The sequence below is a fragment of the Flavobacterium niveum genome, assembly GCF_055231775.1.
In genome coordinates this window covers 1-22,291 of record NZ_JBUYSX010000011.1, presented here as the reverse complement: position 1 = coordinate 22,291, position 22,291 = coordinate 1, and the positions used below count along the sequence as shown (strand labels likewise).

Genomic DNA, 22,291 nt, shown 5'->3' with positions numbered 1-22,291 from the left:
CTGTGGTGTGTTTATGACGATATTGTGAAATGCTAAGCCCTGAAATCCAGCATCCTGTCTACGGGGTATTTGTCTAAATACTTCTCCAACAACTTGCCCTGCTTAAAGCTTAACTTCCACAATATCTTATTGGTAGCCGTGTGGCACCACAGCTCCACGTAAAAATTATCTATGGCATACAGCAGCTTACGCACATGCCCTTCCAGGCAGCCGTCTATCAGTTCGCCCTGTGCCCATAGCACCCGGTACTGCTCCTCATCATTCAGTTTCTTATACTCATACAGTTTCATAGGCCCTAAAATACAAATTATCTTATTACGCTAAAACAAAGCCGCGTAATGAAAGCTTAAACGGAGTTTTAACGCTTTATTATGAGTGCATTGGCAAAAATTAATAGTTAAAAGCCTGACCTTGCATGCAGAAACCTAAAAATGAAACGATTATGAGGCTGCTGATACTACTTCCGTTCCTGCTTATTGCCGCAATAGCCGGCTATAACCTTACAAACGAACTTCAATCGGACACTACCTACTACATGGCTGCGGCGCTGCACGGCGTGGTGGCACTGGTATGCCTGGGCATCAGCAGCTATATCGTGGGTTCTGCCTTCAGTGTAAAACGTACCGAAATAAACGAACCGCAGTTGGCATAAAATGCGGAAAGCGCCCCATTATAGGGCGCTTTCCTGAAAAAAACCAACTAACCAATCATCATTATGAAATCTCTATCAACCTTTTAGCTTTCGGTTGTGCTTCTTCTTTCTTAGGTAAGGTAAGGGTTAGTACACCATCGGCATAGTTAGCGTTGATGCTGTCCTCGTTTACCGTTTCGGGTAGTGTAAACGCCCTTTTGAATGAAGTATGGGTGTATTCCCTGCGGGTATACTTGCCGTCTTCCTGAACGTTCTCTGCTTTCGCCTCACTCGAAATGGTAAGAAGGCCCTTGTCTACTTCTATATTAAAATCCTCTTTTTTAAGGCCCGGTGCCACAAGCTCCACACTAAATGCAGTTTCGGTTTCTTTAATGTTTACGGGAGGTACTACCCTGTTTACCAATTGGCTACCGCCCCTCCAGTCTTTAAAAATTTCGTCCATTACATTAGGGAATGTGTTGCTGTGGTGTCTCTTAATAAGGTTCATATTCGTTGTCTTTTTATAAGTTAGAAATCTTGTTTACGCTTATCTAATAGACAAGTTTTGTACCAATGCATTTTTACATGTCAAAACGACAGCTTAAATGACTTTTTGTCACTTTTACTTGTTAAACCATTCATAAACAAGACATTTTTTCAGGTTGAGTACCAATACCTATCTGAACAGGACATATCGACCAATGAACAGGCACTGCTGTAACCCTATGGAAATTAACTTTGTAGTACAATTAAAACACTTTGGTTATGGACAATGCAGCAAGGATAATAGCCGGGATTACAGGAATGAACATCATCCGATATTTTGTAATAGCAGGACTGGCTTTTATAGTATTTTACAAACTGTTTCCCAAGCAGTTACAGCATTTAAAGATACAGGCACGGAACGCCCGCCTGAAAGACTTCACCCGCGAAATAGGCCATTCTATGCAGTCGGCACTGGTGTTTGGGTTAGTAGCCTTTGCCATAATACGCAGCCCATTCAACAATTACACATTGATTTACAACGATATACACCTACACCCATTATGGTATATACCTGTAAGCCTGCTGCTGGCACTTGTAATCCAGGACACTTATTTCTACTGGATGCACCGGTTGCTACATACCAAACACTTTTACAAGCACACCCATTCGGTGCACCACCGTTCTGTAAACCCCTCGCCGTTTACCGCTTATTCGTTCCATGTGCTTGAGGCTGTGGCTGAAGCACTCGTACTGGTTCCCATTGTAATGCTGGTTCCCATCCACAAAATCACCATAGTGCTGTTTACCCTCATTGGCTTCATTATCAATGTATACGGGCATTTAGGATACGAAATAGCACCACGATGGCTGCGAAAAACCCTCCTATTCGAAGTGTTGGCAACATCGGTATACCACAACATGCACCACAGTAAGTTTAAAGGGAATTACGGCCTGTATTTCAGGGTGTGGGACAGGCTACTGAAAACGGAAAACCCTGATTATGTGAGGGAATACGACCGGCTACAGGCACAGCGCTTCCCAAAAACAATTGGTCGCAAAGCATAAATAAACTGTTTTGACTATATTTACGCTGTTAACCAACAGTTTATATGGAGCAAACACTAAAAAAGCGTATACTAAGCATTGATATACTGCGCGGTATCATCATGGCCATAATGGCGCTGGACCATACCCGCGATTATTTCCACCTGGATGCTGTAACCCAAAGCCCTACCGACCTTGCCACCACAACACCTATCTTGTTCTTTACCAGATTTATAACCCATTATTGTGCGCCCACGTTTGTGTTCCTGTCGGGGTTGTCCATCTACCTGCAAAGCCTTAGGAAGGGTAAACCTGAGCTGAGCAAATTCCTGCTCACAAGGGGTTTATGGCTGGTAATCATGGAGTTGACTTTGGTAAACTTCGGGTGGAGCTTCAATATCTACTTTAATTTCGTGTTCCTGCAAGTGATATGGGCCATCGGGTGGAGCATGGTATTCCTCGCGGCGCTGATACGCCTGCCCTACCCGGCCATTGTAGCTACAGGACTGGCTATCACACTATTGCACAACCTTACCGACATCTACAAACCGATAAACGAAGAGCTTTATGTGGCTTCTAACTTCCTGATGTTCACTGATTTTACGTTATACCATGTGGGGCCAATAGGTGTGCTGAGCGCCTATGCAATACTGCCGTGGACGGGCGTAATGCTGCTGGGCTACGGCGCAGGTAAATGGTTTGAAAGCGAACGCATTAGCCCCGAAAAACGACAGCGTTTACTTGCCTTCACCGGGCTGGGGCTTATAGTGTTGTTCGTTGCCCTGAGGCTGGCAAACGGCTATGGCGACCCAAGCCACTGGAAATCGCAGAAAGACAGCATATTCACCTTATTATCAATACTTAACGTTACAAAATATCCACCGTCGCTAATGTATGTGTGCATTACGCTGGGACCGTCGCTATTGGTGCTGGCAGCCCTTGAAAACGTGCAGGTTAAGGGCTTCTGGAAGGTGATGAACACCTTCGGGCGGGTGCCATTCTTCTATTACCTGCTGCACGTGTATGTAATTCATTTACTGTGTGTTGTGGTGTATTTCGCCCAAGGATATACCCTCGGGCAGTTGTTCTCATTGCCGCAGCAATTTGCCTTCAGGCCAAACGAAAACTTCGGGTTTTCTTTGGGATACGTCTACCTGATGTGGCTGCTGGTTTTGGTGCTGTGCTACTTCCCGTCACGATGGTACGACCGTTACAAAACCGCCAACAAAAAATGGTGGCTCAGCTACCTGTAAACTTTAACATTTCGGCTCAAAATCGCTCGAATATTCCACTTTTTGTACAAAAAAATACGATTTTCTGTGTATTATTAAACTTTCAGAATATTTTTAAACCACTAAAAACAAACATATTACAAAATAAACTTCCACAGGAGGCATTTCGAATATTCCACAATTTTACTGCACAAATGCGTTCAGTACTTTGAGGAGGTTTATTGTTTATGGTTCATGGTTTATAGTTTTAGAGTGCTGAATGAGTACCTTCAGTACTTTGCGTGGTAAAAATGTGTATGCGTACTTCCGGCAACCAACAACCAACAACCAACAACCAACAACCAACAACCAACAACCAACAACCAACAACCAACAACCAACAACCAACAACCAACAACCAACAACCAACAACCAACAACCAACAACCAACAACCAACTACTGAACAAATACCTTCAGTACTTTGGCAAAAAACATCCCGTAACTTTGTACAATAATTCACAACGGTATTAAACCATTTCCCGCATCAGCAGTCATAAACGGGTTAACACACCACACATTAACCTGAAAACTATAACTGATTATGGGAATTTATGATTACCAATGGTCGCGCCGCAAATTCCTGGGTTCGGTGGCCAGCACGGGCGCCCTTATGGCGCTAAACCCGTACCTGGGCTGGGCGCTGGAAAACGAAGACCCGAAGGTAGCTGCCATTGTGGCAAAAACCATGGGCATAGATACGCACAACCACGTAGATGTGCCACTAAATGCTGCCGAGCTGCCCGGCCCTAAAGCCGACCTTACAGCCGAACTGAAAAAATCGGGGCTATCGGCCATTTGTGCTACGTTTGCCGTGGATTACCAGAAGCTGGTAAACCCCGGCGATGCCTACAACCGTTTTATAACCGGGCTCGATGCCATGGATGTAATGCTGAAGGACAACGGAATGAAACGCGCCCTAAACATGGCCGACCTTACCGCTGCCAAAAAGGCGAAACAGCCTATTATAATACAGTCGGTTGAGGGTTGCCACTTCCTTGAAGGCGATGCCGGACGCGTACAAACCGCCTACGACCGCGGGCTGCGCCACCTGGGGCTGCTGCACGACAACGATGCTTCGGTGCCGCTGGGCGATGTATATACCAACGAACCGAAATACGGCGGCCTTACCAAACTGGGCGCCGATACCATAGCCGAATGCAACCGCCTGGGCATAGTAATAGACCTGGCGCATGCCAGCAATGCCACTATAGACGCCGCACTAAAAGTCAGCACTACGCCAATGTTCATCAGCCATACGGGGCTGGACACCCAGCTGGGCAGCAACCCGTTTATGGCAAAAATGATGCGCCCAAGGCTCATCAGTAAGGAGCAGGCAAAGATTGTGGCCGATGCCGGCGGCGTGATTGGCGTATGGACGCACCTGGCCGATACCCCGCTGGAGTTTGCTAAAAACGTACGCGCCATGGTGAATGCTGCAGGTATAGAGCATGTGTGCATTGGTACCGATACCAAGATTACCCCGGCTTACCGTTCGCCCAATGACAAATGGGGCGGACCCGGTGGCGACAAAAAAACCGAAGGCCAGCCTAAAGAGGGCGACAAGCCGCAGGGAAAACCGGAAGGCGATAAAAAAGACGGCGGTAAACCACAAGGAGGACCCGGCGGCAAACGCATAGGCGAACGTACCAACGAAGCCTGGGCCGATCAAAAAACCGGTTTCTATTTTACTGTGGTGGATGCCCTGCTGAAAGAGAAATTTACCGAAGATGAGATTGCCAAAATAGGCGGCGGTAATTTCTGCAGGGTGTTTAATGATGCTGTTAAGGGATAAGTTTTAGCCACGAATTTCACAAATTTCCATAATTACAAAAAGAAAAATTTGTGCTAATTTGTGAAATTCGTGGCTAATAAAATTATTGCCTAAGCTATCACTTATATACCCCATACCGTTGCATGGCATACTCAAACTTTTCGAAATCAAAATCTAAAGGTTCTTTGAGAAAACTATTCAATAATACAGATTGCTCTTTATTTATAGCGTATGCCCAAACCAACTCGTAATCATCTTCAGGTTCAGGCATAAACACTTTCAATAAATTTTCAAGAGGTACATAGCTAATATCATGTTCTTCTTCTATTTGCTCCCCATCAGGATAGAATACCTGTATGTAGGTTATTGTGCGTTCAAGATTTTCACGTGTATACATGGACATAGTATTTAAGATTGGTTTAGCCCAAAAATACAAAACATTCGAGCCAATTCATGTTATTCGTGTCAAACAAAAAAATACCCTGATTTACATCCCTCCTAATTCGTAATTTGAAATTCGTAATTGATAATTAAAAGGTTATTTTTGCACAAAACTTTGTAACTGTGAATTACCTTTCAGTAGAAAATATAGCCAAGTCGTTTGGCGAACGCACCCTGTTTGAAAACCTTTCTTTTGGTATCAACAAAGACCAGAAGATAGCCTTTGTGGCCAAGAACGGTACCGGGAAAACCTCTATCCTTAAAATCATTACCGGGCAGGACACGCCCGATGCCGGACAGGTGGTAATGCGCAAGGAAATCAAAATGGAGTTCCTGAGCCAGGAGCCTAACCTACAGCCCGAACTGACCATTGAGGAAAGCATTTTTGCCAGCGACAACGACATACTGAAGGTAATAGAGCAATACCAAAAGGCGCTGGAAAACCCTGAAAATGAAGAGGCCTATCAAAAGGCGTTCGAGAAGATGGAACTGCACAACGCATGGGATTTTGAAACCCAGTACAAGCAAATCCTCTTTAAGCTGAAGCTGGACGACCTGAAACTGAAGGTAAAAAACCTTTCGGGGGGGCAAAAGAAGCGTTTGGCACTGGCCATCATCCTGATTAATAAGCCCGACCTGCTGATTCTGGATGAGCCTACCAACCACCTTGACCTTGAGATGATTGAGTGGCTGGAGAATTACTTCGCCAAGGAAAACATGACGCTGTTTATGGTAACGCACGACCGTTTTTTTCTGGAGCGTGTGTGCAACGAAATCATAGAGCTGGACAATGGCAAGCTGTACCAATACAAAGGCAATTACAGCTACTACCTGCAAAAAAAGGAGGAGCGCCTGGCTGCCGAAAGTGCGAGCATAGACAAGGCCAAGAACCTCTACGTAAAGGAGCTGGACTGGATGCGCCGCCAGCCTAAGGCACGAACTACCAAGAGCAAGAGCCGCCAGGACGACTTTTACGTGATTAAGGAAAAGGCCCACAGCCGCCGCAAGGAACAGCAGATAGAGCTTGAAATCAATATGGAGCGCATGGGCAGCAAGGTGGTGGAACTGCACAACCTGGGCAAAACCTTTGGCGACAAGAAAATTGTAGACGGCTTTAACTATAACTTTAAGCGCGGCGAACGCATTGGTATCATTGGTAAAAACGGTACGGGCAAAACCACGTTCCTGAACCTGCTTACCCGCACTATGGAACCGGACAGCGGCAAGGTAATCGTGGGCGATACCATTAAGCTGGGTTACTATACCCAAAGCGGTATCAACCCGAAACCGGAACAGAAAGTCATAGATATCATTAAGGAATACGGTGAGTACATTCCGCTTGCCAAAGGCAGGATGCTCTCGGCGGCGCAACTGTTGGAGAAGTTCTTATTTGACCGCAAAAAGCAATACGATTATGTAGAAAAGCTTAGCGGTGGCGAACTGAAACGCCTGTACCTGTGTACGGTGCTGATACAGAACCCTAACTTCCTGATACTGGATGAGCCCACAAACGACCTTGATATTGTAACGCTAAACGTGCTGGAGCAGTTCCTCATAGACTATCCGGGCTGTTTGCTTGTGGTGAGCCACGACCGTTACTTTATGGATAAGATTGTAGACCATATGTTCGTATTCCGTGGTAATGGCGAAATTGAGGATTTCCCGGGTAACTACAGCGACTGGCGTAGCTACGAGGATAGCGCCGAACCTGCCAAAGACGACAAAAAAGCCGATGCCGGTAACGACAAAAAAAACTGGAAACAGAATAACGTAAAGGCCGGGCTTAGCTTTAACGAGCAAAAGGAATTTGACAAGATAGAAAAAGAAATAAAGGACCTGGAGCGTAAGAAGGTGGAGATAGAGCAGCAATTTAGCGACGGCACCATAGCCGATAAGGACATTGCCGCAAAAGCCGACGAACTGCAAAAGGTACTGAACGACATAGAAATCAAAACGGAGCGCTGGTTTGAGCTTAGCGCGAAGATGGAGTAGCCCCCTAACCCCCGAAGGGGAATAAGTTTACAGTCGCAGTCTCAGTTTACAGTAGCTGATGGCTGAAAGCTAATCGCTGACAGCTGACAACTAAAAAACAAAAAAGCCCGGAACATTAGTGTTCCGGGCTTTTGCTTTATATCTTAAAGTAATTACTCTTCAGATTTTGTAAGGATCCACTCGCCTGTATTCAGCAGGGACTCAGCCTTTTTGTACTTCATAACTTCGGTTTTGCCGCTCATTATGTGCTTCACCGTTACGTTGTCGTTACGGTTAATTTTCGGGGCATCCCTTACTATGGTTTCTGTTACCGGGGCCTGTTGCTGCTGGTTTTGCTTCTCAGCGGCTTCGCGTGCCCTTCTTTCCAGTTGCTCCTCGGTGTTCAGTACCTCCTCCTTAGATTCTATGTACTGCTCCCTCGGCGGCTCAGGCACCCTGTTTTGCTGAATGTTGGTTACATTCTGCTGTGGCAGGTTCGCCTTAAACAGGAATGAAATCACCTCGCGGTTAATATCGGTAAGCGTTTTACGGAACAGCTTGTACGCCTCCTCTTTGTAAATAAGAAGCGGGTCTTTCTGCTCGTGTACGGCAAGCTGTACTGATTGTTTCAGCTCGTCCATTTTGCGCAGGTGCTTTTTCCAGGCTTCGTCTACTACGGCAAGCGTAATGTTCTTTTCAAAGTCGTCTATAAGCGAAAGGCCTTCGGTCTGGTACGCTTTTTCAAGGTTGGTAACTACGTTAAGGGTTTTGATACCGTCTGTAAACGGAACCACGATACGCTCGTACTGGCCGTTGTTGTTTTCGTATACGTTTTTAATCACTACAAACGCTTCAGAAGCATTGTGGTGGTTTTTACTGTTATAGGTTTCGGCTACAGCCTTGTATACTTTAGCAGAAAGATCCTGCTCAGAAAGCTTGGTAAAATCTGCTTCAGAAACCGGCGAACTCATAGAGAACGTACGGATAAGGTCGAACTCAAAGTTCTGGTAGTCGCGTACCGGCTTGTTGTTAGATACGATGGTTTCTACCATATCATACATCATGTCGGCAATATCTACTTTAAGCCTGTCGCCAAACAGTGCGTGCTTCCTTTTCTTATATACGTTTTCACGCTGCTTATTCATTACGTCATCATACTCAAGTAGGCGTTTACGCTGGCCGAAGTTGTTTTCTTCCACCTTCTTCTGCGCACGCTCTATAGACTTGGTCATCATACCGTGCTGAATAACCTCTCCCTCTTTAAGGCCCATACGGTCCATAACTTTGGCTACCCTTTCCGAACCGAAAAGACGCATAAGGTTATCTTCAAGCGATACGTAGAACTGCGAGCTTCCCGGGTCGCCCTGGCGGCCTGCACGGCCTCGAAGCTGGCGGTCTACACGGCGTGAGTCGTGGCGCTCTGTACCTATAATGGCAAGTCCACCCGCAGCCTTAACATCCGGCGTAAGCTTAATGTCGGTACCACGGCCTGCCATGTTGGTAGCTATGGTTACCACACCCGGCTTACCGGCTTCGGCTACAATGTCGGCCTCTTTTTTGTGGAGTTTCGCGTTCAGTACGTTGTGGTTAATACCCCTCATTTTAAGCATACGGCTTAAAAGTTCTGATATTTCTACCGATGTGGTACCTATAAGCACCGGACGGCCTGCCTGTGCCAGCTGCACCGTATCTTCAATAACTGCATTGAATTTCTCACGCATGGTTTTGTAGATAAGGTCGTCATGGTCTTTACGGGCTATGCCGCGGTTTGTAGGTATCTCTACAACGTCCAGTTTGTATATTTCCCAGAATTCACCCGCTTCGGTAACGGCAGTACCCGTCATACCCCCAAGCTTGTTGTACATCCTGAAATAGTTTTGCAGGGTAATGGTGGCAAAGGTTTGCGTAGCAGCCTCTATCTTTACGTTTTCCTTGGCTTCTATCGCCTGGTGAAGGCCGTCTGAATAGCGGCGACCGTCCATAATACGGCCGGTTTGCTCGTCTACAATCATTACCTTGTTTTCCATCACCACATACTCGGTGTCTTTTTCAAACAGGGTATATGCTTTAAGCAATTGCGTAAGGGTATGTATACGCTCGCTTTTTACAGAGAAATCGGCAAAAAGGGCTTCTTTTTCCTCGGTTTCCTGCTCTTTGTCCAGCTTTTTCTTTTCAATGTTGGCTATCTCGGTACCAATATCCGGAAGTACGAAGAAATCCTTATCGGTATCCTGAGAAAGGAACTGTATACCATTATCGGTAAGTTCTACCTGGTTGTTCTTTTCTTCTATAACAAAGTACAGCGCCTCGTCAACCTTGTGCATGTCGCGGTTGTTATCGGCCATGTACTGGCTTTCTGTTTTTTGTAGTAGCTGCTTTACGCCTTCCTCACTAAGGAATTTAATAAGCGCCTTGTTTTTTGGCAAACCACGGTGAACCCTTAGCAGCAGGAAGCCCGCTTCTTTGGTTTTACCTTCTTTCAGCAGTTTTTTAGATTCTGCCAAAACACCATTAAGCAGTGTACGTTGCAGGCTTACAAGGTTATCTACCTTTGGCTTCATTTCGTTAAATTCGTGGCGGTCACCGTTAGGCACCGGACCCGAAATGATAAGCGGCGTACGGGCATCATCTACCAGTACCGAGTCAACCTCATCCACTATGGCAAAGTTGTGCTTACGCTGTACCAGGTCGTCCGGCGAGTGCGCCATGTTATCCCTAAGGTAGTCAAAGCCAAACTCGTTGTTTGTTCCGTAAGTAATATCGGCAGCATAAGCGCGGCGGCGTGCATCGCTGTTCGGCTGGTGATTGTCTATACAGTCTACCGTCATACCGTGGAACTCAAACAACGGAGCCTTCCACGTACTATCGCGTCGTGCCAGGTAGTCGTTCACCGTTACCAGGTGCACACCGTTTCCGGTAAGTGCGTTAAGGTACAGCGGCAGCGTAGCCACAAGGGTTTTACCCTCACCCGTTTGCATTTCAGATATTTTACCCTGGTGCAGTACTATACCGCCTATAAGCTGTACGTCGTAGTGAATCATGTCCCAGGTAATTTCCTTACCTGCGGCATTCCACTGGTTAGCCCATACGGCGTTGTCGCCTTCTATGGTAACGTATGGCTTTGTAGCGCTAAATTCCCTGTCTTTAGGGGTAGCGGTTACGGTTATACTACTGTTTTCCTTAAAGCGGCGTGCAGTTTCCTTAACTACGGCAAAAGCCTCAGGAAGCAGTTCCAGCAGGGTTTTCTCAGAGATATCGTATGCCTCTTTTTCAAGGGCATCTATAGACGCGTATATGTCTTCGCGTGCATCTATATCCTGGGTGCTTTCCACTTCTTTAAGGTAAGAGGCTATCTTAGCGTCTTTATCGGCGCGGGCTTCCTGTATCCTTTCTTTAAAGTATACGGTCTTTGCCCTGAGCTCGTCATGCGAAAGCTGTGCAAGGGCACCCTCGTACGATTTTATCTTCGTAACAAGCGGCTGCAGCGCCTTGATGTCCTTTTGCGACTTATCGCCCACAAAGGCTTTAAGTATGCTGTTAATTAAACTCATTATTGTATGTATATAATTACTTGTTTTATACTGATGTTGCGGCAAATTTAACCAAAAAAAAAGCCTCCTGAAAGAGACTTTTCCATTTTGATCTATTTTGTGCTTTTAATATTCATCCTCGTTCCAAAGATAATCTTCGTCTGTAGGATAATCCGGCCATATTTCTTCCATAGACTCGTATATTTCCCCCTCGTCCTCAATAGATTGCAGGTTTTCCACAACCTCAAGCGGAGCGCCGGTCCTTATGGCGTAGTCTATCAGCTCGTCTTTAGTGGCCGGCCACGGGGCATCACTTAAATAAGATGCCAATTCTAATGTCCAATACATCTTCTAAACGATTAAAGTTTATGCAAAAATAAATTTATTACTGAAAAAGTCAAGTAAAATTTTGCTTATTTTATTAAAATTAAAGAACGTTTTCGGGTTATAAGCTGAAAATTTACTATTTACAGTTCTCGCAATGCTGCTTATCCACCACATTTCTGCACCTGCATCAGCAACCATCAACCCTAAACTACGATTATAAACGTTATAGCTTCTCGGGTATCCACTTTACTTCTGCGGCACCCAAATCTTTGGACAACTTCCGTGCCAATACAAAAAGGTAGTCAGAAAGGCGGTTTATGTATGCCAAAACGTTGTCATCAAAGGGTTCCAACTCGTATAAATGTACCGATAAACGCTCAGCACGGCGGCATACGCAGCGTGCTATGTGACAATATGACACGGTTGTATGCCCCCCCGGAAGTACAAAATGCGTCATGGGTTCCAGCGTGCTTTCCATATTGTCTATTTCGTTTTCAAGGAGTTGGACATCCAGCTCCGATATAAGCGGGATGTTCAGCCGTTCCTTGCCGTTCTTTAAAACTGCCTTATCGGGCGCCGTTGCCAATATGGCACCTACGGTAAACAGCCTGTCCTGTATTTTTTCAAGGATTTTCTTGTACGATGTAGCTATATTCTGGTCGCGTATCAGCCCCAGGTACGAATTAAGCTCGTCTATGGTACCGTAACTTTCTATGCGTATGTGGTGCTTCGGCACACGCGTACCCCCAAACAGGGCCGTGGTACCTTTATCGCCGGTTTTTGTGTATACTTTCATTTTTTAGTTGTCGGTTGTTGGTTGTCGGTTGTTGGCCTTACTCAGATTGAAGCCTACTCATCTTGTAATGTGTTTGAGTGAAGCTTCCATCAACTAACAACAGACAACCAACAACTATTTATGCGGATTAGGATTTACATTATCGCTTTCTATAACGCCGTCGCGCAGGCGGATAACGCGGTGTGCATAGGCGGCTATATCCTCCTCATGGGTAACAAGGATTACGGTATTGCCGCTGGCGTGGATGTCGCCAAACAGCTTCATGATTTCTACCGAAGTCTTACTGTCCAGGTTGCCCGTAGGTTCGTCTGCCAGTATTATAGAAGGATGGTTTACCAATGCCCTTGCCACGGCCACACGCTGCCGCTGCCCACCCGAAAGCTGGTTTGGTTTGTGGTCCATACGGTCATTAAGTCCCACTTGGGTAAGCACCTCAGTAGCCCGTGCATTGCGGTCGGGCTTTTTGTAGCCTGCATATATCATGGGCAGGGCGACGTTGTCTAAAGCAGTGGTACGCGGCAGCAGGTTAAACGTCTGGAAAACGAAACCTATTTCCTTGTTGCGTATACCGGCAAGTTCGTCGTCGCTCATGTGGCTAACGTTTTTGCCGTTCAGCACATAGCTGCCGCCGCTTGGCGTATCCAGGCAGCCCAGCAGGTTCATCAGCGTACTTTTCCCGGAACCCGAAGGCCCCATAAGGGCTACGTATTCGCCTTTGTTTATGGTAAGGTTTACCCCTTTCAGCACCCGTACAATTTCGCTTCCCAGCGGGAAATTGCGGGTGATGTCTTTTATTTCTATAATCGGTTTAGACATTGTTACTGGTTATTGCGCTTTAAAATTACTAAAGTTTCGCCACGGTTTACACTAATTGCCCCAAATTCGGCAATTGTACCCGCCGTAAGCATTAGACGCAATTATGGCGCAGGTGTTACAATTAGGGTTGTTAGATTTTTAGACTACTTGGATTATTGGATTGTTGGAAGGTTAGACATCTTAGATTGTTGGATTGATTGGATTTGTTAGACTGCTTGGATTGTTGGATTGTTGGATTTTTCACACACCCCTAACCCCTCTCAAGAGGGGAACAGCTTCACTCTGATATAAAAAATGTTGCTTAGTTTGAGTGTAGCTTAAAGGGTATGAGTGGCAGTTCCCCTCTTGAGAGGGGTTAGGGGTGTGTTAGATTTAGACATAAAAAAATTGGATTTCCAGAACATAACATTCCAAAAATCCAATCCTCTAATATATCCGCCTTCTCTAAGAAGTCTAAAAATCTAAAAATCCAACAGGTCCGAATTACCTCTGTCCCTGCAGAAACTCGTTCATTTCCTGCTTAGATGCATCAAAGGTAAACGTGTTGGCTACCTTAAAATAGCTCTTGCGGTCTACACAGAAGTTGTAGGCATATTTGGCAAGGCTCAGTTTATTTTCCTCAAAGGTAAGCAGCTTAATCAGGCTGATGATTTGGTCGGTACTCATACAATTGTTAGACAGTATCTGCTTGGCAGTGCCCTCACGGGTATCGTCAAAGCTGCTGCCTTTAATGGTGCTTACAGCCGCTTCAAAATCAGCATTGCCCATAGCATTACGGCATCCACCATTACTATTATTATTGTTGTTATTGTAGCCACCGCCATTGTTATAGCCGTTACCATTACCATTGTTGTAGTTGCCTCCGTTATTATATCCGTTGCCGTTACCATTGTTGTAGCCGCCATTACCGTTATTATATCCGTTGCCATTACCATTGTTGTAGCCACCATTACCGTTGTTATAGCCGTTTCCGTTACCATTATTGTAACCGCCATTGCCGTTATTATAGCCGCCATTGTTATAATTGCCGCCTTGCTGGTAACCGCCTTGTGTGGTAGTTGTGGTAGTGGTTGTAGTAGTGGTTACGTTATCGCCCGGTACATTAACCGTCATACCCACACCGCCCATATTTACGTTCATACCGAAACCGTCGTTATATGTAGTAGTGGTAGTTACCTCTTCATGATACACAGTGCCATCAGGGCCTATGTACATATCATTCGGGTGGCCATAATGGTATACGGCACAGTGTTGTGGCCTTACCATATTTTGGGCAGCAGGCTTTTGCGAATAAAACCTCAGGCTACGCCTGCCTTTCTTGTCTTTTCTTATGCGGTAGGTTACGTCCTGCATTAAATCATCTACATCGCTTAGCTGAATGTTTTTGCTTATAGCCGGTATACGGTTGTTAGAAAATATAATCTTGCAGCTGTAGTATGGGTCGGGCAGCATTTCTACACGCACATTGGTCTGTGGTTTGTCGTTGTAGCGTTCGCCGTTCAGTATCAGGTAAAACGGGCTGCCGTCTTCGCTATACACGGTAAGGTTCCCGGTAGGGTAATGCTGTGCCAGTGCAACAAATGATTGCAGTAGCAGTGCAAACAATAGTAAGGTAATTTTTCTCATGTTGATTAAGTGTTTGTTTAAAGGCCTTTCAATTTTTTGGCAGTAAAAGTATTAATTCCTGATTTATTAAAAACAAGTTGCGTGCCAAAAATGTTAATTTAACCTAATACGGCATACCCAAATGTTATAAATCCCTGTATTCACAAGGGTTACACCCTTAAAAAACTTATTAAACACGTATTTCTTAAAGTTTTAAAATATTGCTAAAAATGCTAAAACATACTTAAATAATATAAAGTATTCTTAACAACACATTTGTATTTTTTAGATATAGCTAATTTTACCTGTAAGTAACAACAAAAATAAACAGAGTAACCATGAAAAAATTCAGTATTATGGCGGTAGTAGCCCTTGGGGCGCTTTCGCTGACATCTTGTAAAGATGAAGCTAAAATGAATGCCGAGAAAAAAGTAGACCAATATGTAGCCTTTATAGACTCGGTTAACAATATTGCAGCTGAAGAAAGGGCTGCCAACTGGGAAGCCATACAAAACGAGTATGAAGTAATGACCGCTAAGGCCGATTCGTCGCTTGCCGTACTGGAAAATGATGTGAAAACCAGCGAAAAAATCCAAAATGCTAAAACAAAATACGATTCTATTAAGGTAGAATCGGTTAAAGTGGCCCAGGAAAAAACTGCTGCTGCCGGTAATACCGTAGCCGATGCGCTGTTTGGTGCCGGTAAGGTAGTGGGCGACGATAAAAGCTTTGCATGGGTAAACAAAGACAACATTGTTAATGTATACCAAAGCTTCTACGACAACTTTAAAACCAACAGGGAATCCTACTCTCGTGAGGAGCTGGATAAGATAAAAGCCTGGTACGAGGCACTTGATGCACGTAAAAACACAGTAGAGAAAGAAGGCCTTTCGGGATCAGACAACAACAAGATTGCCGCCATTAAGCTGAAATTTGCCCCTATGTTTAAATGGGACCGCATAACCGCAAAAGGCGAAGAAAATAAAGATGCTAAGGAAGACGCTGAGAAATAATAAGGGTTTATTATTCAATTCTATTGCCCCGGGCACGCTGTATGGCGTGCCCTTTTTATTTTGCGGATTTTTAGAATGTTGGACTTCTTAGATTATTGGATTTTTAGAAAACATGATCTATTAAATATAAGATTGTAGACAGTCTAAGAAGTCTAACATTCTAAGTAGTCTAAAAATCCAATAATCTAACTATCCAGAAAGTCTAAACGCCAAGTACAATCACCGGGTCTATATCCAGTTTTTGGCTTATATCCCGTGCTACTTTTAAAGTTGGTTCACTTTTCCCGGTAAGGTACTCGCTAACCCTGGAGGTACTGACACCTAAAAGCTCAGACAAGCGCTTTTGGTTCAATCCTCGTTCATGCATGCGGAGTTTCATTGTTTCTACCAATGTAGGTTTTTTAACCGGAAAATGGTTTTCTTCATAATCAGCTACAAGGTCAGACAATATGTTTAATTCTATGAAGCCTTGCGCATCCTCGTTTTCGATATTTTCCGAATCCTGTAAAAGAACTTCTATCCTTTCAGCTATCGCATTGTATTCTTTCTCAGTATGAATCATGGCTAAATATTTTTAATATCCTTAATCTTATCATATTCTGCATGTGTACCTATAAAACGGATATATACCTTTTTAGCATTAAATGAAATTATAGCAACCAACCGATAGCTATTACCTTTTATATTGAACACAAAACGATGATTACCTACATAATCGACTGAATTAAAATCCTTCCTGATGTCATTAAGTGTATCCCATTCTCTTGACGACACTGTATGATACCACAAGTGCAAAGGTGTCTCAGCATCGGCATGTTGTTCAGAAAATTCTTTTATCCGCTTAAAAGTGACTATGCGCATCTTTTTTCTTTACTGTAAAGATATAAAATATTTTGAAATTAAAAACACTGTCCTGAATTTCAAAACAAAACTACCCTATTAACCCCCACAACCTCCGTGCACCCAGCAGCGCATCGGTAAAAAACGACTTATACGGGCGGATGTAAAAATGCTGTTTGGCCTGGCCCCTCCGTAAAGATACAAGCCCGAGGTGGTAGGTATCTATTGTCACCGTAACATTTGGGTCGTTTTTAATGGCTTCCCACGCCTGTTCCATTTGTGGTGTGGCATGTATGTTAGGTATAGCGATGATGCTGTTTTGGTTTACGTCTTCCTGCAGGCGGTGCAGCTGCTCCGTTACAGCCTGACGGTTTGTACCGGTAATGATACCCAAATCAAGCCCGCCCGGCACTGAGGCCAGTGGCGAAAAAAACCATAGCTGGCTGTTTTTCTGTTCGGCTACGTTGCGTATGGTATCAGTAACGGCAGTTGCATTATCGCCCAAAACCAGTAGCTTAAACGCCTTTTTGTTGACAATGATTTTATACAGCGTTTGCAGTGCTTGTTTATCCAGCGCTACTGAACCCACAGCCCTTTTCAGTTCGGGCAGCTGGTGGCCGTTATAAAACGCCGTGCTTATAAATGAGTACACAAACGGCGAATGGATGCCGTGGTCGTTAGTAGATTTCCAAAGGAACGATAAGTAACTCATTTTTTTAGGTTATGCGGTTATCTGGTAATTCGGTGATTCGATGCAAGGGTTATTTGGTAATTCGGCCATTTGGTTATTTGGATGTAAGTAAACAATATACAATCTGTCTATCATCTTCTGTCTAAAAATCTAACCATCCAAGAAGTCCAAAAATCTATCCAAAAACCTCAACATTCTCCCCGTCAAAACTGGCAAATACAATACTCGGGTGTGAGTCCCTGTGGCAAATATTGCCCTGCGCATCAATGGCTATAGCCCCTGCAAAACCGTCGTAAGGCTTTAGTTCCCCAAAGGTTTTGGCAAAGGCATCGCAAATCGGCATGCCGTCGGTAACGCGGGTAACGATTTTAGTGGCAGTGGCATTGCTTACAATATCTTCCCCTACGCCGGTGCAACTTACACCGCAAAAAGCATTGGCATAATTACCCGCCACCGTAGCAGAATCTGATATACGCCCTACCATTTCAAAACCCTTACCTCCGGTAGAGGTAGCCACGGCAATTTTACCATCGGCATCCAGCGCTACACAGCCCACAGTTCCTGTACCTGTCGCGGCAAGTTTCTTTTCAAACTCGGCACGGCGTTCAGGGGTTTCGGTACTAAATTCGGCAAAACCGTTTTTACGGGCAAAGGCAATAGCCCCTTCCCCACCCAGCACGCGGTCATCGTACGGCATCAGCTGTTGGGCCACCTGTATAGGGTTCTTTACGTTTTGTATATTGATAACGCCGCTTAGTTTTTGTGTAGTACCGTCCATAAGGGCGGCGCTCATGCGTATTTGCCCGTCGCTTTGTATCTGCGAACCCGTACCGGCATTAAACAGCACATCGTCTTCCAGCAGGCTCACGGCATACACTACGGTTTCGGCAGCAGTATGCGACTTCAGGTATTCGTACGATTGTTTTACAATAGCCGTAAGCGCTTCCTGCTTGGCCGTTTTCGTTTTCAGGTCGGTTGATGATTCACTGAAAAAACCACCGTGAATGATTATTTTCATAAGGATTGTTTATGATAACGCCCCGTCATTGCGAGGAGGCACGACGAAGCAATCTTACTAATTATCAAAATGAGATTGCTTCGTACCTCGCAATGACAGAGCGTTCCGACATTATACTTGAGTGAAGCTCAATTCAAAATTTAAAATAAAAAATTCAAAATAGAAAATTACTCCCTGTCGTCCGCACTTACCTTAGGGTCGGCATTATCGCTATCCTGCTCCACCATAAGCGGCAGGGCGTATTGCGAATTGCGTATCTCCATTTGGTGCGTATGCAGGTCGTAGGTATCGTACATGCTCATTACATGCACCACAAGGTTGTTTATGCTTATGGGCTTGCCCAGTTCCACCTGTGTAAGGTTGGTATCCTTAATCTGGCGGCCGTCTACAATAATCACAAGGCCTGAGCCTATGGCTTCCATACGCCCGTTTCCGGTAATCAGCAGGCCGGTATCTTCACCCAGGCCAATACCTATGGTACGCGGGTTGCCCACCACCGTCTGGAACAGGCGGCCTATACGCCCGCGCTGCACAAAATGCGTATCTATAATTACGTCCTGTATCAGGCTAAGGCCGCTGGTAATTTTTACCTCGCCTTTAAGAAGGGCCTCGCTGCTGCTGCCCTGGTAAATCATATTATTGCTCGCAGCCGCAGCACCCGCACTGGTACCGGCGTATATAAAATCTTCGTTCTGGAATTTGTCCAGCAGTATATCATGGAATTCGGTACCGCCTAAAATTGAGGTAAGGCGCAGCTGGTCGCCGCCGGTAAACATTACCACATCGGCAGCACGCAGTCGTGCCAGCACTTCGGGGTCGTGTGCCTGTTCGCGTTTTTCTATGTAAAGTACGCCTACGTTTTTGGCTTCCAGGTATGCAAAAGCCTTTATGTATTCAGGCCCCACCTCGCGCGGTATTACCGAAGCCGTGGTCACCATTTCTATGCGGCTTTGCTCGCCTAATCTTGATTCCTGTATGATGCGTTTCATAATACCGGTCTCAAAAAAATTCAGGTTGTTGGCTACATTCTGGTCGTAAGAAACCTCGGTGAAGCTGCCTTTATCAACCGCCCCACCTATAATTATTAGTTTTCCCTTTACATTATTCATAGGTGCAAAAGTACGTTAAAATGCTAATAACGCGGCGGCTGGGTTAATTATTTCTTTCCACAATGTTACGCAACCGTTTTTGGTTAAAAAATTTTCAGCAACAGGGCGGTTTAACTTAATTTTTTTAACTAATTTTCTTTCGTTAAAACACAAAGCTTGTGTTTTGTGTTAAATTTCCGTAAATTTCGGAGATTTATAAAATCATAAGCGCCAAAAAATTAACTAATTATCTCCTGCACACCGATTATGAAAATTGAAAAGATCCAGGCCCTGAAAGGCCCCAACATTTGGAGCGTAAAGCGCAAAAAGCTGGTCCAGATGCGCCTTAACCTTGAAGAATTAGAACAGTCGCCCACTAATACCATACCGGGGTTCCGCGAGCGTATAGAGGCGCTTATCCCCAGCATGTACAGCCACCGCTGCAGCGAGGGTGTGCCGGGCGGATTCTTTGCCCGTGTAGAGCGCGGCACCTGGATGGGGCACGTTATAGAACATATTGCACTCGAAATACAAACCCTTGCGGGGATGGAAACCGGTTTTGGGCGTACGCGCGAAACCAAGACACCCGGCACCTATAATGTAGTATTCAGCTACGTGGAGGAAAACGTGGGTATCTACGCCGCAGAGGCATCGGTACGCATAGCCGAAGCATTGATAGACGGCACCGAATACGACCTGGATGCCGACATACAGGAAATGCGCCGCATACGCGAACGCGACCGCCTTGGCCCAAGTACCGGGAGTATTGTAGAAGAGGCCGTAGCACGTGATATACCGTGGATTCGCTTGGGCACTAATTCCCTCGTACAGCTTGGGTACGGCATCAACCAGATGCGTTTCCAGGCTACGATTACCAATAAAACAAGCCATATAGCCGTAGACATTGCCTGTAATAAGGAGCAGACCAAGCGCATGCTGGAAGCAGCCTCTATACCTGTGGCAAACGGCGGTATATGCAGCACTGAAGAAGGCCTGAAGCAAATCATAGAAAAAATAGGCTACCCTATAGTACTTAAACCACTGGACGGTAACCACGGTAAAGGAGCATCGATAAATGTAAAAACCTTTGAGGATGCCGTAGCCGGGCTTGAATTTGCTCAGAAATACGGCAGCCGCGTGATTGTAGAGAAATTCATCACCGGGTTTGATTTCCGTGTGCTGGTTATTGACAATAAAGTTGTGGCTGCCGCCCAAAGGGTTCCCGCCCACGTTAAAGGCAACGGCATACACAGCATACAGGCGCTTATAGACATAGAAAACCTGGACCCGCGCCGTGGCTACGGGCACGAAAATGTACTGACGGAAATTACCATAGATCGCGACACTACCGACCTGCTGGAAAAGAAAGGCTATACTGTTGACACGGTACCTGCCGAAGGCGAAATCGTATACCTGAAATCTACAGCCAACCTGAGTACCGGCGGAACATCGGTAGATGTGACCGACCTGATGCACCCCGAAAATATTTTCCTTGCCGAGCGCATCAGCCGTGTAATAGGCCTTGATGTGTGCGGTATAGACATTATGGCCGAAAACCTTACCGAGCCGCTTAAAGAAAACGGTGGTGTAATACTTGAGGTAAACGCCGCACCGGGTTTCCGTATGCACCTGGCACCAAGCGAAGGCCTGCCGCGCAACGTGGCTGCCCCGGTTATAGACATGCTGTACCCGCCGGGCAAACCGAGCCGCATCCCTATATTCGCTATTACGGGTACCAATGGTAAGACTACCACTACCCGCCTGCTGGCACATATAGTAAAGAACAACGGTTACCGTGTGGGATTTACCACATCTGACGGGATTTATATACAAAACCACATGCTGGAAAAGGGCGATACTACAGGCCCGTTCAGCGCGGAATACATACTGAAAGACCCAACAGTGGAGTTCGCCGTACTGGAAACCGCCCGCGGAGGTATACTGCGTTCGGGGCTTGGCTTTAGCCGCTGTGATATTGGTATCATTACCAACATACAGGAAGACCACCTCGGCCTTAACGATATCCATACCATAGACGACCTTGCCCGTGTGAAGCGCGTTATACCACGCAGCGTAAAGAAAGACGGCTGGGCAGTACTGAACGGCGATGACCCTGAGTGCATTAAGATAGGTAAGGAACTGGAGTGCAACGTAGCTTACTTCAGTATGGATGAGGAAAATCCGTTTATTCTGGAGGAAGCCAAGGCAGGCCGCGTAACTGCGGTATACGAAAACGGCTTCATCACTATAAAAAAAGGCAGCTGGAAAATACGTATAGACAAGGCCATGCATGTGCCGCTTACCCTGGGCGGAAAGGCAAAGTTTATGATAGCCAATGTACTGGCCGCCACCCTGGCATCGTACCTGTGGGGCTTTAAGACCGAAGACATCAGCCTTTCGCTGCAAACTTTTATACCGGGTGCTGCGCAAACGCCGGGCCGTATGAATATTTTTGAGTTCCGCAACTTTAAGGTACTGATAGATTTTGCACACAACCCTGCCGGTTACCTTGCCGTGGAGGATTACCTGCAAAATGTAGAGGCTACCCGAAAAATCGGTATCATATCGGGTGTGGGCGACAGGCGCGACCAGGATATACGTGACTGCGCCACCATAGCCGCACGCATGTTTGACCATCTGATTATCCGCAATGAAAAACACCTGCGCGGCCGTACTGAGGAAAACATAAACGGGCTTATACTGGAAGGCTTTGCGCTAAGCGGAAAAGCCGTTACCTACGAAATTATACCTAAGGAAACCGAAGCCATAAAACACGCCATACAAAATGCCGAAGACGGTAGCTTTATTGTAGCGCTGAGCGATGTGGTAACCAATGCCATACAGGTGGTACAGGGCTACCTGGACCTGGAAAACGAAGAGGCTTTACAAAACCAATAGAAACAGAAAAAGGGGCTTAATAATGAACTGCCCCTTTTTTTTATATTAACATA

Annotated in this window: 20 protein-coding genes; 7 read left to right on the top strand and 13 right to left on the bottom strand. The window is 45.6% G+C overall.

The window, feature by feature from the left end; all coding sequences use genetic code 11:
* Nucleotides 1–32: 32 nt before the first annotated feature.
* Nucleotides 33–290 carry a hypothetical protein gene (locus ACZIX4_RS19800; RefSeq protein WP_411409332.1) on the bottom strand — a complete coding sequence of 86 codons (258 nt, stop codon included), beginning with the start codon at nt 288–290 and terminating at the stop codon, nt 33–35.
* Nucleotides 291–415: 125 nt separating this feature from the next.
* Here ACZIX4_RS19800 and ACZIX4_RS19795 point away from each other — a divergent pair, with 125 nt between their 5' ends.
* On the top strand, nt 416–652 hold the full coding sequence (locus tag ACZIX4_RS19795) for a hypothetical protein (protein ID WP_463337390.1): 237 nt from the start codon (nt 416–418) through the stop codon (nt 650–652).
* A gap of 61 nt (nt 653–713) precedes the next feature.
* On the opposite strand, the gene ACZIX4_RS19790 is transcribed toward ACZIX4_RS19795, so the two are convergent.
* Nucleotides 714–1,139, bottom strand: a complete 426-nt coding sequence (locus ACZIX4_RS19790) for an Hsp20/alpha crystallin family protein (protein WP_463337389.1) — start codon at nt 1,137–1,139, stop codon at nt 714–716.
* Between the two features lie 257 nt (nt 1,140–1,396).
* Between ACZIX4_RS19790 and ACZIX4_RS19785 the strand changes: the two genes are divergently transcribed.
* From ACZIX4_RS19785 to ACZIX4_RS19775, 3 genes are all read left to right on the top strand, one after another.
* Nucleotides 1,397–2,182: a sterol desaturase family protein gene (locus tag ACZIX4_RS19785; RefSeq protein WP_463337388.1), complete on the top strand. Its 786-nt coding sequence runs from the start codon at nt 1,397–1,399 to the stop codon at nt 2,180–2,182.
* Between the two features lie 44 nt (nt 2,183–2,226).
* Nucleotides 2,227–3,414, top strand: coding sequence for a DUF1624 domain-containing protein (locus tag ACZIX4_RS19780; protein WP_463337387.1), 1,188 nt, complete (start codon nt 2,227–2,229; stop codon nt 3,412–3,414).
* A gap of 560 nt (nt 3,415–3,974) precedes the next feature.
* Nucleotides 3,975–5,225 (top strand): dipeptidase, encoded by a 1,251-nt coding sequence (locus ACZIX4_RS19775; RefSeq protein ID WP_463337386.1) that lies wholly within the window; start codon nt 3,975–3,977, stop codon nt 5,223–5,225.
* A 97-nt stretch (nt 5,226–5,322) separates the two neighbouring features.
* On the opposite strand, the gene ACZIX4_RS19770 is transcribed toward ACZIX4_RS19775, so the two are convergent.
* A complete protein-coding gene (locus ACZIX4_RS19770) occupies nt 5,323–5,601 on the bottom strand; it encodes a DUF7683 domain-containing protein (RefSeq protein WP_463337385.1) in 279 nt (92 codons plus the stop codon).
* A gap of 167 nt (nt 5,602–5,768) precedes the next feature.
* Here ACZIX4_RS19770 and ACZIX4_RS19765 point away from each other — a divergent pair, with 167 nt between their 5' ends.
* Nucleotides 5,769–7,637 carry an ABC-F family ATP-binding cassette domain-containing protein gene (locus ACZIX4_RS19765; RefSeq protein ID WP_463337384.1) on the top strand — a complete coding sequence of 623 codons (1,869 nt, stop codon included), beginning with the start codon at nt 5,769–5,771 and terminating at the stop codon, nt 7,635–7,637.
* 152 nt (nt 7,638–7,789) lie between these two features.
* Here ACZIX4_RS19765 and secA read toward each other — a convergent pair whose 3' ends face one another.
* The 5 genes from secA to ACZIX4_RS19740 form a co-directional block, all read right to left on the bottom strand.
* Entirely contained in the window at nt 7,790–11,167 is a 3,378-nt protein-coding gene (gene secA, locus ACZIX4_RS19760) for a preprotein translocase subunit SecA (protein ID WP_463337383.1), read from the bottom strand.
* Between the two features lie 105 nt (nt 11,168–11,272).
* Nucleotides 11,273–11,494 (bottom strand): DUF2795 domain-containing protein, encoded by a 222-nt coding sequence (locus ACZIX4_RS19755; protein WP_002986941.1) that lies wholly within the window; start codon nt 11,492–11,494, stop codon nt 11,273–11,275.
* A 202-nt stretch (nt 11,495–11,696) separates the two neighbouring features.
* Entirely contained in the window at nt 11,697–12,269 is a 573-nt protein-coding gene (locus ACZIX4_RS19750; protein ID WP_463337382.1) for a cob(I)yrinic acid a,c-diamide adenosyltransferase, read from the bottom strand.
* A 114-nt stretch (nt 12,270–12,383) separates the two neighbouring features.
* Nucleotides 12,384–13,085, bottom strand: a complete 702-nt coding sequence (locus ACZIX4_RS19745) for an ABC transporter ATP-binding protein (protein WP_463337381.1) — start codon at nt 13,083–13,085, stop codon at nt 12,384–12,386.
* 483 nt (nt 13,086–13,568) lie between these two features.
* Nucleotides 13,569–14,711, bottom strand: coding sequence for a DUF4476 domain-containing protein (locus ACZIX4_RS19740; RefSeq protein WP_463337380.1), 1,143 nt, complete (start codon nt 14,709–14,711; stop codon nt 13,569–13,571).
* 317 nt (nt 14,712–15,028) lie between these two features.
* Here ACZIX4_RS19740 and ACZIX4_RS19735 point away from each other — a divergent pair, with 317 nt between their 5' ends.
* Nucleotides 15,029–15,703 (top strand): hypothetical protein, encoded by a 675-nt coding sequence (locus ACZIX4_RS19735; protein WP_463337379.1) that lies wholly within the window; start codon nt 15,029–15,031, stop codon nt 15,701–15,703.
* 202 nt (nt 15,704–15,905) lie between these two features.
* Here ACZIX4_RS19735 and ACZIX4_RS19730 read toward each other — a convergent pair whose 3' ends face one another.
* From ACZIX4_RS19730 to ACZIX4_RS19710, 5 genes are all read right to left on the bottom strand, one after another.
* A complete protein-coding gene (locus ACZIX4_RS19730) occupies nt 15,906–16,265 on the bottom strand; it encodes a helix-turn-helix domain-containing protein (protein WP_463337378.1) in 360 nt (119 codons plus the stop codon).
* A gap of 2 nt (nt 16,266–16,267) precedes the next feature.
* Nucleotides 16,268–16,564: a type II toxin-antitoxin system HigB family toxin gene (locus ACZIX4_RS19725; protein ID WP_463337377.1), complete on the bottom strand. Its 297-nt coding sequence runs from the start codon at nt 16,562–16,564 to the stop codon at nt 16,268–16,270.
* Between the two features lie 70 nt (nt 16,565–16,634).
* Entirely contained in the window at nt 16,635–17,255 is a 621-nt protein-coding gene (locus tag ACZIX4_RS19720) for a hypothetical protein (protein WP_463337376.1), read from the bottom strand.
* Nucleotides 17,256–17,409: 154 nt separating this feature from the next.
* Nucleotides 17,410–18,252 (bottom strand): isoaspartyl peptidase/L-asparaginase, encoded by an 843-nt coding sequence (locus tag ACZIX4_RS19715; protein ID WP_463337375.1) that lies wholly within the window; start codon nt 18,250–18,252, stop codon nt 17,410–17,412.
* 167 nt (nt 18,253–18,419) lie between these two features.
* Nucleotides 18,420–19,361, bottom strand: a complete 942-nt coding sequence (locus ACZIX4_RS19710) for a cyanophycinase (protein WP_463337374.1) — start codon at nt 19,359–19,361, stop codon at nt 18,420–18,422.
* 246 nt (nt 19,362–19,607) lie between these two features.
* On the opposite strand from ACZIX4_RS19710, the gene cphA reads away from it, so the two are divergent.
* Nucleotides 19,608–22,238, top strand: coding sequence for a cyanophycin synthetase (gene cphA, locus ACZIX4_RS19705; protein WP_463337373.1), 2,631 nt, complete (start codon nt 19,608–19,610; stop codon nt 22,236–22,238).
* Nucleotides 22,239–22,291 lie beyond the last annotated feature (53 nt).

Coding starts and splice junctions, on each gene's coding strand:
- ACZIX4_RS19710 (WP_463337374.1), bottom strand. CDS start 19,361: ATGAATAATGTAAAGGGAAAACTAATAATTATAGGTGGGGCGGTTGAT.
- ACZIX4_RS19740 (WP_463337380.1), bottom strand. CDS start 14,711: ATGAGAAAAATTACCTTACTATTGTTTGCACTGCTACTGCAATCATTT.
- ACZIX4_RS19720 (WP_463337376.1), bottom strand. CDS start 17,255: ATGAGTTACTTATCGTTCCTTTGGAAATCTACTAACGACCACGGCATC.
- ACZIX4_RS19800 (WP_411409332.1), bottom strand. CDS start 290: ATGAAACTGTATGAGTATAAGAAACTGAATGATGAGGAGCAGTACCGG.
- ACZIX4_RS19795 (WP_463337390.1), top strand. CDS start 416: ATGCAGAAACCTAAAAATGAAACGATTATGAGGCTGCTGATACTACTT.
- ACZIX4_RS19770 (WP_463337385.1), bottom strand. CDS start 5,601: ATGTATACACGTGAAAATCTTGAACGCACAATAACCTACATACAGGTA.
- ACZIX4_RS19715 (WP_463337375.1), bottom strand. CDS start 18,252: ATGAAAATAATCATTCACGGTGGTTTTTTCAGTGAATCATCAACCGAC.
- ACZIX4_RS19725 (WP_463337377.1), bottom strand. CDS start 16,564: ATGCGCATAGTCACTTTTAAGCGGATAAAAGAATTTTCTGAACAACAT.
- ACZIX4_RS19790 (WP_463337389.1), bottom strand. CDS start 1,139: ATGAACCTTATTAAGAGACACCACAGCAACACATTCCCTAATGTAATG.
- ACZIX4_RS19785 (WP_463337388.1), top strand. CDS start 1,397: ATGGACAATGCAGCAAGGATAATAGCCGGGATTACAGGAATGAACATC.
- ACZIX4_RS19755 (WP_002986941.1), bottom strand. CDS start 11,494: ATGTATTGGACATTAGAATTGGCATCTTATTTAAGTGATGCCCCGTGG.
- ACZIX4_RS19750 (WP_463337382.1), bottom strand. CDS start 12,269: ATGAAAGTATACACAAAAACCGGCGATAAAGGTACCACGGCCCTGTTT.
- secA (WP_463337383.1), bottom strand. CDS start 11,167: ATGAGTTTAATTAACAGCATACTTAAAGCCTTTGTGGGCGATAAGTCG.
- ACZIX4_RS19775 (WP_463337386.1), top strand. CDS start 3,975: ATGGGAATTTATGATTACCAATGGTCGCGCCGCAAATTCCTGGGTTCG.
- cphA (WP_463337373.1), top strand. CDS start 19,608: ATGAAAATTGAAAAGATCCAGGCCCTGAAAGGCCCCAACATTTGGAGC.
- ACZIX4_RS19745 (WP_463337381.1), bottom strand. CDS start 13,085: ATGTCTAAACCGATTATAGAAATAAAAGACATCACCCGCAATTTCCCG.
- ACZIX4_RS19780 (WP_463337387.1), top strand. CDS start 2,227: ATGGAGCAAACACTAAAAAAGCGTATACTAAGCATTGATATACTGCGC.
- ACZIX4_RS19735 (WP_463337379.1), top strand. CDS start 15,029: ATGAAAAAATTCAGTATTATGGCGGTAGTAGCCCTTGGGGCGCTTTCG.
- ACZIX4_RS19730 (WP_463337378.1), bottom strand. CDS start 16,265: ATGATTCATACTGAGAAAGAATACAATGCGATAGCTGAAAGGATAGAA.